Source organism: Streptomyces sp. ASQP_92, from assembly GCF_025399895.1.
GTDB lineage: Bacteria > Actinomycetota > Actinomycetes > Streptomycetales > Streptomycetaceae > Streptomyces.
Genome location: NZ_JAODUA010000003.1, coordinates 591,795 through 602,845, shown reverse-complemented (window position 1 = coordinate 602,845; position 11,051 = coordinate 591,795). Strand labels below are relative to the sequence as shown.

Genomic DNA, 11,051 nt, shown 5'->3' with positions numbered 1-11,051 from the left:
CAGAAGGGGTGCGACGGACCAGCCGTCCCAGGCGATGTGGTGGACGACGAGTTGCAGCACATGGGTGCCGGGTTCCGTGCGGTAGAGGAAGGCGCGCAGCGGGACCTGGGAGGTGAGGTCGAAGCCGCGGCGGGCCTCGGCGCGGCAGGCCTCGGCGAGCTGCTCGGGCGAGACCTCGCGCACCCTCGGTCCGCTCCACACCCCGGCGTCGAGGACGACCTGCCGCGGCTCGCCGTCCACCTCCGGGAACACCGTCCGCAGACTCTCGTGCCGCGCCACCACATCACCCAGCGCCGCGTCCAGGGCCACCACGTCGAGCGGGCCCGAGAGGTGGGCCACGAAGGAGACGTTCTCGGCGGCGGAGTCCGGGTCGAGGCGGTTGAGGAACCACAGCCGGGTCTGGGTGAACGACACCGGCAGGGGTTCGCCGTCGGCGCGTTCGGTGCGGCGCAGGGGCGGCCGGACCGCTTCCTCGGTGCCGAGCCGCTCGGCGACGCCGGCCACGGTGCGCTGCTCGAACAGGGTGCGGATGGGCAGCTCGACGGAGAGGGCGGTACGGATCCGGCTGACGGCACGGGTGCCGAGCAGCGAGTCGCCGCCGATGGCGAAGAAGTCGTCGTCGATGCCGACGGCGTCCTTGCCGAGGACATCGGCGAAGATGCCGCAGAGGATCTCCTCGACGGGGGTGCGCGGGGCGCGCCCGCGCGGGGCCCGCGCCTCCTCCTCGGCGGCCGGCAGGGCACGGCGGTCCAGCTTGCCCTGGGGGGTGAGCGGGAGTTCGTCGAGGAACACGATCACCGCGGGCACCATGTACTCGGGCAGCGACCGGGCGAGCCGCTCGCGCAGCAGGTCCGGGTCGGCGCCGTCCGGCTCGGTCGGGACGACATAGGCCACGAGCCGGTCCCCGCGATCGTCCTCGGCCCGCACCAGCGCGGCGGCCTGGCGCACCTCGGGCTGGGCGGCGAGCTCCGCCTCGACCTCGCCGAGTTCGATGCGGAAGCCGCGCAGTTGCACCTGGTCGTCGGCGCGTCCGGTGTAGTGGAGCTGGCCGTCCGGGAGCCACTGGGCGAGGTCGCCGGTGCGGTACATGCGGGCGCCCGCCGGGCCGTAGGGGTCGGCGACGAAGCGCTGGGCGGTGAGGCCCGGCCGGTGCAGATAGCCGCGGGCGAGGTTGCCGCCGACGTAGAGCTCTCCCGTGACCCCGGCCGGGACCGGGCGCAGCGCCTCGTCGAGGACGTACACGCGGTGGGCCCCGGTGGGGCGGCCGATGGGCGGGTGCCCTTCGCCGCGCAGCGGGTCGCTGACGGTGGAGGCGAGCACGGCCTCGGTGGGCCCGTATCCGTTGAACATCCGGACCTGGTGGGCCCAGCGCTCCATGACGTGCGGCGGGCAGGCCTCGCCCGCGACGATCAGGGTGAGGTCCTCGGGCAGCGTGCAGTCCTCGGGCAGGGCGCCGACGACGACGGGCGGCAGCCCGGCGAGGTTGACGCGGTGGCGGTGCATCAGCTCCACCAGCGGGCGGCCCGGCACCCGGCACTCCTCGTCGGCGATGACGAGGGTGCCGCCGGCCAGCAGGGACAGGCTCAGCTCCCACACCGAGGCGTCGAAGCTGAACGAGGCGAACTTCAGCACGCGCGAGCCGGCGTCGACGCCGAACTTCTCGACCAGGCTGGCCACCATGGCGGCGAACCCCGCGTGGTCCACGCCGACGCCCTTGGGTCGCCCGGTGGAGCCGGAGGTGTAGATGACGTACGCGGGGTGGCGGGGGTCGAGGACGGCGGTCCGGTCGGCGTCCGTGGGCGCGTGGTCGGGGAGCGCGGCCAGTTCGGCGGCGGTCTCGGGCAGGTCGAGGAGCACCGTCCCGCAGCCGGGCTCGGGCAGCCGGGCGGCCAGGTCGCCCGTGGTGACCAGGAGCGAGGGCCCGCTGTCGGCGAGCATGTACGCGATGCGGTCCGCCGGGTACTTGGGGTCGACCGGCAGATAGGCGGCGCCCGCCTTGAGGACGGCGAACACGGCCACCGTCATCTCGACGGGGTCCGCGAGGGCGAGGGCGACGATCCCCTCGGGTCCGGCGCCACGGGTGATGAGCAGGTGCGCCAACCGGCTTGCCCGGGCGTCGAGTTGGCGATAGGTGAGCTCGGTGTCCCCGTCGATCACGGCCACGGCGTCGGGGTCGCGCGCCACATGGGAGGCGAAGAGGTCGGGGATCACGGGGCGCGGGGTGTCCGAGGCGCGACCGCCCCACTGACCCACGATGCGCCGGAACTCGGCGTCCTGGTGCAGCGCGAGACCCCCGAGAGGAGTCTCGGGGCTGTCGAGCAGGGCGTGCACGGCCTGGACCAGTTGGCCGAGGGCCGCCTCGACGGCGTCCTTCGCGTATCCGGCGGGCCGGTACTGGACGCTGAGGCCGAGGCGCCGGCCCGGGTACACCAGGACCGCGAGGCCGCGTTCGGCGGCGAGACGGGTGGTGCCGTTGGTCAGACGCAGCCCGGGTACCAGTGCGCCCAGTTCGGCGAGGTCGGCCCTGGGCTGGTTCTGGAAGCTGAGCACGGTGTCGATCAGATCGCCGACGCCCGCGACGCGCTGCACCTCGGACAGGCCGAGGTGGTGGTGGTCCAGGAGGTCGGTGCCCCGGGCCTGCACCTGGCGGACCAGTTCGGCGAAGGGCTGCGCGGGGTCGAGGGTGACCCGTACCGGCAGCATGTTCATGAAGAGGCCCACCATGCCGTCCACGCCCGGCAGCTCCGGCGGCCGGGCCGAGCTGACGGCGCCGAACACGACGTCGGAGCGGCCGGTGCGGCGGCCGAGGACGACCGCCCAGCACGCCTGGAGGACCGTGTTGAGGGTGACACTGTGCTCGCGGGCGAAGGTTGTGAGGCGGGTGGTGAGCTCCTCGGTCAGCTCGAACGCCACCGACTCGGGCAGCCGGGAGGTGTCGGTCCCGTCGCCGGTGCCGAGGCGGGTGGGTTCGGAGACCCCGTCGAGCGCCGCGCGCCAGGCGTCCCGGGCCGCCGGTACGTCCTGCCCGGCGAGCCACTCGAAGTAGTCGCGATAGGGCGGGGCGGGCGCCAGCGCGCGGGGGTCGGCGCCGGCCGCGTACAGGGTGAACAGCTCGCGGGCCAGGACGCCCATCGACCAGCCGTCGACCAGGAGGTGGTGCAGCGTCCACAGCAGGCGGACGCGCTCGCCGGGCAGGCGCAGCACGGTGAACCGCAGCAGCGGGGCGGTGGCGAGGTCGAAGCCCCGCTCCCAGTCGGCGTCGGTCAGGCGGTCGATCTCGGCGGTGCGCTCCGCCTCGTCGCCCAGGGCGGTGAGGTCGGCCTCGCTCCACGGCGTCCGGGCGTGCGGCGCCACGGTCTGGAGGTGCTCCTCCTGTCCGGGCGTGGTGGGGAAGCAGACGCGCAGTCCCGCGTGGCGCGCCAGGAGCGCGTCGGCGGCGGCGCGGAAGGTGTCCGCGTCGAAGGGCCCCTCGATGTCGAGGACGACCTGCATCAGATACGAGTCGGTGTGCTGCTTGTCCAGTTCGGCCTGGAAGAGCAGGCCCTTCTGGAGCGGGGACAGCGGCAGCACCTCGGGGGCGGACCGCGCACTCTCCCGGTGGCGTACGAGGGTGTCGAGCGCCCGGAACCAGTTGTGCGCGATGTCGTGCGCGTCGTCGTCGGTGAACACCTCCGGCGCCCAGATCCAGTCGGCGACCAGGTGGGCACCGTCCGCCCGGTCCTCGGTCACGGGGGTGACCGCGAGGGTGTGCCGCAGCGGCATGCTCGGGTGGGTGCCGGTGCCGACGACACCGTCCTCGGTGACCAGGGACCAGTCGCCGGCCGGCTCGGCGGTGCGGAACCGGCCGAGGTAGTTGAAGCCGATCGCGGGGGTGCCGTGGCGGGCCAGGGCGGGCATCGTCTGGGGGTTGAGATGGCGCAGCAGTCCGTAGCCGAGGCCGTGGTCGGGCAGCCGGCGCAGCAGTCGGCGCACCTCGCGCACGGCGGAGCCCGCGCCGGGCCCGCCCGCCCACAGCTCGTCCCAGTCGATCCCCTCGCCGAGGCCGAGCAGGACCGGGTAGACGCTGGTGAACCAGCCGACGGTGCGGGACAGGTCGACGTCGTCGGTGAACTGCTCGCGGCCGTGGCCCTCCAGCTCGACCAGGGTCGCGGCGGGCGAGGGGTCGCCGTGCCGGCGCCGCCAGTCGGCGACGGCGATCGCCAGGGCGGCCAGGAGCAGGTCGTTGACCTCGCCGTCGGCGCCCGGGGCGCCGGACAACAGGGTGGCGGTGGTGTCGGCGGGCAGTTCGAGGCGCAGCCGGTGCGCGCTGCCGTAGGTGTCGCGCACCGGGTCAAGCGGGCCGGATCCGACCGGGATGGCCGCGCCGGTCAACTGCTCGGCCCACAGCGGGAATTCGGCGAGCCGGCCGGCGGTCCTGGCCTGTTCGCCCAGGAGCCTGGTCCAGCGGCGGTAGGAGGTGGGCACCGGGTCGGGTGCGGTTCCGGCGACGGCGGCGGCGAGGTCGGGCACCAGGATGCGCCACGAGACGCCGTCCACGCACAGGTGGTGGGTCAGCCACACCAGACGGCCGGGCCGGCCGGGCCCCGCGTCGAGCAGCACGAGCTGGGTCACCAGGCCACGCTCGGGGGCGAGCCGGGTGCGCGCCAGATCGATCTGTTCGCGGACGGCGGCGGCGAGCGCGGCCGGGTCGTCGGCCAGGGCGGAGACATCGACGCGGTGCACCACATCGGCCGCGGCCACCGCGCCTGGCTCCGGGGCGGTCAGGGACCACAGCCCCGGGGCGGGTACGGAAAGACGCGTCCGCAGGGCGGGGTGCCGGTCGAGGACGGCGGCGGCCGCGGTGCGCAGCGTGTCGAGGTCCAGGTTGGCGGGGGTGGTGAGGACCACGTACTGGCTGTACTGCCGGGACCGCTCGTCCAGGGCGGCGAGGTCCTCCCTCAACTGGGCGGCGATCGGCCCGAGTTCGATCTCGCCGGTGCCGTCGTCGGTCTCGGTGGGGAGGCCGGGGGCGCCGGACGTCGCCAGGGCGGCGATCGCGCGGGGGGTGCCGTGCTTGCGGATCAGCAGCGGGGTGAGTGAGAGGCCCTCCTTGCGGGCGCGGCTGACCGCGAGGATGGTGCTGATGCTGTCGCCGCCCAGGGCGAAGAAGTTGTCGTCGACGCCGGCCGAGGGCAGGCCGAGGATCTCGGCGAAGACCGCGCAGAGGATCTCCTCCTCGCGCGAGTGCGGGGTGCCCGCCACGGCGGCCACGCTGTCGGGGCCCGCGTCCGGCCGGGGCAGCGGGAGCGCCTTGCGGTCGACCTTGCCGTGCGCGGTCAGCGGCAGCCGGTCGAGGGCGACCAGGTGCTGGGGCACCATGTAGGAGGGCAGGGTCTGCTTGAGATGGGCGCGGACCGGGCCGAGGTCGAGGACCTCCCCGTCCCGCGGGACGGCGTAACCCACCAGCTGCTTGCCGCCGTTGGGGTCGTCGGTCACCTTGACCGCGGCGTCGGCCACGGCGGGGTGGCCGCGCAGGGCCGCCTCGATCTCGCCGAGCTCGATGCGGTGGCCGCGCACCTTGACCTGGTCGTCGCGGCGCTCCAGGAACGTCAGTTGGCCGTGCTCGTCCCAGCGCACGCGGTCCCCGGTGCGGTACATGCGGGAGCCCGGCGCTCCGAACGGGTCGGCGACGAAGGTCGCCGCCGTGCGGGCCGCGGCGCCCAGGTAGCCCCGGCCCACCCCGGCCCCGGCGACGTACAGCTCGCCGGGGGTGCCGTGCGGGACGGGACGCAGGTCGTCGCCGAGTACGTACAGGCGGGTGTTGCGGACCGGGATGCCGATCGGCACCGGCCGGTCCTGGGGCGGGGCCTGGGAGATGTGCGCGTGGGTCACGTCGTCGGAGCACTCGGTGGGGCCGTAGGCGTTGACCAGCGGAATGTGCGGGTAGCGGGCGAGCCAGCGCTCGCACAGGTCGGCGGGCAGGGCTTCGCCGGTGACCATGAGGTGGCGCAGCCCGGGCAGGGCGATCTCGGTGCCGTCGAAGTCCCAGACGTCCAGGGCCGCGCGCAGCAGCGAGGGGACGACTTCGAGGACGGTGACGCCGTCGGCGGCGGCCAGCGGGAAGAGGAGGTCAGGGTCGGCGGCGGTGTACCGGTCGACGGCCCGCACCCGGCCGCCCACGACGAGCGGCGCGAGCATCTGCCAGACGGAGATGTCGAAGGTCACCGGGGCGTTCTGCACCAGCGTGTCGTGCTCCCCGAGGCCCAGGTCGTCGACCTTGGCGAGCAGGTGGTTGACCATGCCGGCCCGGTGCACCATGGCACCCTTCGGCTTGCCGGTGGAGCCGGAGGTGAAGATGACGTACGCCAGGTCCTGGGGGTCCACCGCGAGCGGGGCGAGTGCGTCGGCCGCGTCCTCGGAGCCGTCGGGGGTGACCAGGCGCACGGGGTGTCCGGCGGCGGCCGCGGCCTGCTCGGCGAGCGCGCGGTGCTCGGCGTCGGCCAGCAGGTGCTCGATGCCGTTGTCGGCGAGCAGTGCGGTGGTGCGGGCGACGGGGGCGTGCGGGTCCAGGGGTACGTAGGCGGCTCCGGCGCCCATGATGGCGAGCACCGCGGTCACGAATCCGGCGCCGGGCGCCGCGAGGACGCCGACCAGGCCGGTGGAGGGAAGCCCGCGCGACAGGGCGCTCGCCCGGCCCACCAGGGCGGCGTAGGTGAGGCGTTCGCCGTCCTCCTCGACGGCGATCGCCTCGGGGCGCCGCGCGGCCTGGGCGCGGACGCGCTCCACGACGCAGCTGAAGTCGGCGGCGCGCACCGGGCCGGTGCCGGTGGCCAGCCAGGCCTCCTCGGCGTCCGCCGTCGCGCCCACCCGCCCGACCGGTTCGTCGTCGGCGGCGGCCGCGAACTCCTCGGTGAATCGCGCGAGTTGGTCGAGGTGGGCGCGCGCCTCTTCGGGGGTGTAGCGGCCGGGGTTGGCGTTGAGGTGGAGCTCGATGCCCTCGTCGGCGGTCTCCACGACGGTGATCATCAGGTCGTCGACGAGACCGGTGGACAGGTTGTTCACCTCGGCGGTGCAGGGGCCGAGCACCAGGGAGGCCTGCTGCGGCAGGAGGTTGACGAACGGGCCGAACGGCCTGCGGTCGTCGGCGCGCAGCCCCATGTCGCGGCGGATCGCGCTCACCCGGTGCCGCTGGTGCTTGAGCACCTGGGCGAGCTCCCGGGAGGCGCGGCGCAGCAGCTCGGCCTTGGTCAGGGTGGGGCGCACGGGCACCCGTAGCGGCAGGTAGTTGGCCATCATGCCGGGCACGGCCCGCTGCCGGGCGCTCATGCGGGCGGAGGCCGCGAGGGTGAGCAGGACCTCCTCGGTGCCCGCGGTGCGCTGGGTGTGGACGGCCACGGCGGCCACCGCCGCGGTGGGCAGCGTGACCTCGGCCCGGCGCGCGCTGTCGCGCAGCCGGCGCGCGGCCTCGGCGGACAGCGCGGTGGAGACACGCAGGAAGCCGGTCGGCAGCCCGTGGGGCTCCGTCCGGCGGGACAGGGTGACGAGTTCCGGCGGCTCGGGGAACCGGCCCCGCCAGAACGCCTGGTCGCGCCGGGCTCCGGTGGACTCCCGGTAGGCGCTCTCGGCGTCGGTCAGCTCGCTCAGCGGGGGCAGCGGCCGGCCCGGCACGGCGCCGTCCGGGTCCGCCTCGTACAGCTCGGCGAGCCGGCGCCACAGGACGGTCTGGCTGAACCCGTCGCACAGCAGGTGGTGGACGCACAGGTAGAAGTAGTGGCGCTCGGCGCCGACCGTCAGGAGCGCGGTGCGCAGCAGCGGGAAGTCGTCGAGTCCGAAGGCCGCGTCCAGATCCGCGGACATCCAGTCGAGCGCCGCGCCCTCCGGATTCTCGGATTCCCTCAAGTCCTGTTCAAACAAAGGCACTTCGGCGAGCGGCTCGATGTGCTGGCGCGGCTCGCCCTCGATGTCGGTGAAGCGGGCCCGCAGGCACTGGGCCTCCTCGAACAGCCGCCGCAGCGCGGCACGGAAGCGCCGGCGGTCCAGGGGCCCGCGCAGATCGAGGTAACCGGCGGAGTTGTACGCGTTGTTGCGCCCGGCGCCCTGCGCGTCGAGCCAGATCTCCACCTGGCCCGCGGTCAGCGGCAGCACGGTGCCATGAGTCGAAGTCATCACAGGCTCCCAGGAGAGGTCGGGCCGGCGGTCGGAATCGTGCGAGAGGTGCGGGGCCGGGCCGGGTGAAGGCCGTAAAGGATGGGTTCATCCTGGTCCGGTGGCCTGACGACGGACTGACTCACCGCTGACGCGCTGGTGTTGGGGGCGGTTCAGGCCTCGGCCGGGTGGCGGCGGCGGTCGCGGTCGACCTTTCCGCCGAGCAGCCCCTGGAAGAGGTTGAGCCGTTGCATGTTGCCGGTGCCTTCGAGGAACTCCATCGCCCGGGCGTCGCGGGCCAGCTTGTCCAGGAAGGGGTGGGACAGGCGCGCCCCGGGCCCGAAGAACGTGGCGGCCGCCAGGGTGACGTCCTCGGCGAGGCGGGCGGCCCGCAGTTTGGCGGCCGACGCCAGATGGCCGTCGGTGCCGCGCGCGTCCACGGCCGCGGCGGCGTGGTGCACCAGGTGGCGGGTGGCGTCCACGCGCCGGCCCAGCTCCTCGAAGCGCTCGCGCTCGGCGCCGCTCAGCGTGCTCCGGTGCTCGGCCACGTACTCCAGAGCGGCGCGGGCGATGCCGACCGCGATGGCCGCGACGCCGGGCCGCAGCACGTTGAAGGTCTGCACGAACGCCCACACCCCGCGCCGGGTCGCGGTCAGATGGCGGCCGAGGACACGGTCCTCGGGGATCGGCACCCGGTCCATGACGATGGAGCTGATCCGGGCGCCACGCAGTCCGATCATGTCGAGCGGCCGGGCGTCGAACCCCGGCCCGGCGGTGTCGACGAGGACGGCGGTGATGCCGAGCGGCCCCGGCCTGGCCCGCGCGAACACCACGCCGATCTGGGCGCGGCAGGCGTTGCCGACATAGCGTTTCTCGCCGCTCAGCAGGGCGCTCCCGTCCGGTGCGGGGGTCAGCGAGGTGCGCAGCGCCGCCGCGTCCGAGCCGCCCTCCGGTTCGGTCAGGGCGAAGCAGGTCCACAGCGGCTCGGCGAGCATCCGCCCGTAGAACCAGCGTTTCTGCCGGTCGTCGGCGCACAGGCCGACCGCGACACCGGCCAGCAGCGGCCCGGGCGATGCGACCAGGGTGCCGACGTCGGCGCAGGCCAACTCCTCCATGACGACGGCCCGTTCGAGGGCGGAAACCCCGAAGAAGCGGTGGCCGCCGATCTTCTCGGGTTCATGGCCGTACTCCTCGGGGACGCCCATCGTGGCGAGGTGGCGCACGGCGGGCAGGTCGAAGTGGTGGCGGATGGCCTCCGGGTCGCGGTCGATCTCCAGGGCGAGGGGACGCACCTGGGCGCCCCATTCGCGGATCTGCCCGCGCAGCACGAGGAGACGGTCGTCCAGCTGCGTCACGGTGCCTCCTTCGCCACGGCGTACGCCTCGGCCAGCAGCTCCGACACATAGGCGGTCAGGCCGGGGCTGTCGGTGAGATAGCCCGCCGCGCCCAGCAGCCGGACCTGCTCGCGGTCGGCGGCGGTGATCCGCCCGTGCAGATGGTGGAGCATGCCGGGTGGCAGGTGGCCGGGGCGGGCTCCGTTCAACACGGCCTGGATTTCCAGGTGTTCGGCCAGTACGTCGGCCACCGTGCCCTTCACCAGCTGCTGCTGGAGCAGGGTGGAGTCGCCGACGCGCCGGTGGGCGAGGCGGGTGAAGCAGGCGGCGCGCAGCGCCTGGGCGAGCCCGAGGCGCAGCCATACGAGCCCCAGGCCGTACACCGCCCGCTCCTCGGCGCCGGAGTCCGCGCCGCGGTCCGCCGGTGCCGCCCGCCCGGTGTCGATCAGGACCACGGGCCCGCCCGGCAGGCCGAGTTCGCCCCGTACCGTCGCGCGCGCCGGATCCAGGGGCTCCTGTGCGCCGTCCAGCCAGAGCGCGTGGGCTCCGGCGTGGGTCGGCGCGGCGACGACTGCGTGCCCGCCCGGCCCGCACGGCAGCAGACCGGGCAGGACGCCGTCGGCGAGCGCGGCGAGCGCGGGGGCGAGGCCCTCGTGCCGGGCCGCGTCGTGACAGCGCTCCAGCAGACCGGTGGTGTCCCGCACCAGCGTGGTCATGGCGCTCCCTGGTCGAGCAGGCAGACGCTCAGCTCCGCCGAGTCCGGGTCGTGGTCCACCAGGACGCGTCGGGCATCGCGGCCGTCGGCCGGTGCGACGCAGCCGACCTCCGCGGCCAGCGCGCCGAACACGCCCGAGGCCGGGAACCCGTCCGGGGCGGAGACCGTGAGCCCGGTGTGCCCGGGCAGGTCGCGGGCGGCCCGAAGGCCGGGGCTGAGGACGGCCGGCACGTCCGGATCGCAGTCCAGCTCGTCCAGGGCGGTGCGCACCGCGCCCGGAACGTCGTCGGCCGCCACCCCGGACATCCGGCGCATCGCCAGCGATCCGGTGCGCCCGGCGGCCGTGAACAGGAGCGCCGCGCCCGCGTCGCCCGCGAGGTGGCGCCCGGTCTCGTACGGCAGCCTCGCCTGGTCCAGGACGAACACGGCGGCGGTCCGGTGCCCGTGGCGCCGGATGTAGGCGTCCGCGAGTTCCAGCGCGGCGAACGGCGCCGCCGAGCCGCAGTCCGCGACGGTGAACACCAGGGGCCGTCCGGGGATGATCTCGGACAGACAGGTGACCGCGGCTCGCCGGCAGTCCAGATCCGGGGTGGCGTGCGCGACGACGGCGAGGCCGATGTCGGCGGGCTCGGGCGTGAGGTCGGCGAGGAGGGCGGCGGACATGGCGGCGAAGGTGTTGCCCGCCGCGTCCGCCGCCTCGGGCCGGGGTTCGACGCCGTACAGGGCGGTCAGATCGGCGAAGTGCCGCCGTGAGAACGGGTCGTCGATCCGCGTGGTCCCGGTGGAGAAGCTCCGGTGCACGATCCTGTCGAGCCGCAGCGGGAACCGGACGGGTGCCCGCCGCGCGGGCGATGCCCCGGCGGGGTGCGCGGCCATCG

At 74.8% G+C, this 11,051-nt stretch carries 4 protein-coding genes; all 4 read right to left on the bottom strand.

What is annotated here, in order from left to right:
* Positions 1 to 8,145 (bottom strand): non-ribosomal peptide synthetase (locus N4G70_RS12200; protein ID WP_261712567.1); only part of this gene is annotated, 8,145 nt, incomplete at its 3' end.
* A 152-nt stretch (positions 8,146 to 8,297) separates the two neighbouring features.
* The gene (locus tag N4G70_RS12195; RefSeq protein WP_261712566.1) at positions 8,298 to 9,479 is read right to left on the bottom strand and encodes an acyl-CoA dehydrogenase family protein; all 1,182 of its coding nucleotides are present in this window, start codon (positions 9,477 to 9,479) and stop codon (positions 8,298 to 8,300) included.
* On the bottom strand, positions 9,476 to 10,174 hold the full coding sequence (locus tag N4G70_RS12190) for a hypothetical protein (RefSeq protein ID WP_261712565.1): 699 nt from the start codon (positions 10,172 to 10,174) through the stop codon (positions 9,476 to 9,478). The genes N4G70_RS12195 and N4G70_RS12190 overlap by 4 nt, the downstream gene beginning before the upstream one ends.
* Positions 10,171 to 11,049, bottom strand: a complete 879-nt coding sequence (locus tag N4G70_RS12185; RefSeq protein ID WP_261712564.1) for a hypothetical protein — start codon at positions 11,047 to 11,049, stop codon at positions 10,171 to 10,173. Before N4G70_RS12185 ends, N4G70_RS12190 begins: the two co-directional genes overlap by 4 nt.
* Positions 11,050 to 11,051 lie beyond the last annotated feature (2 nt).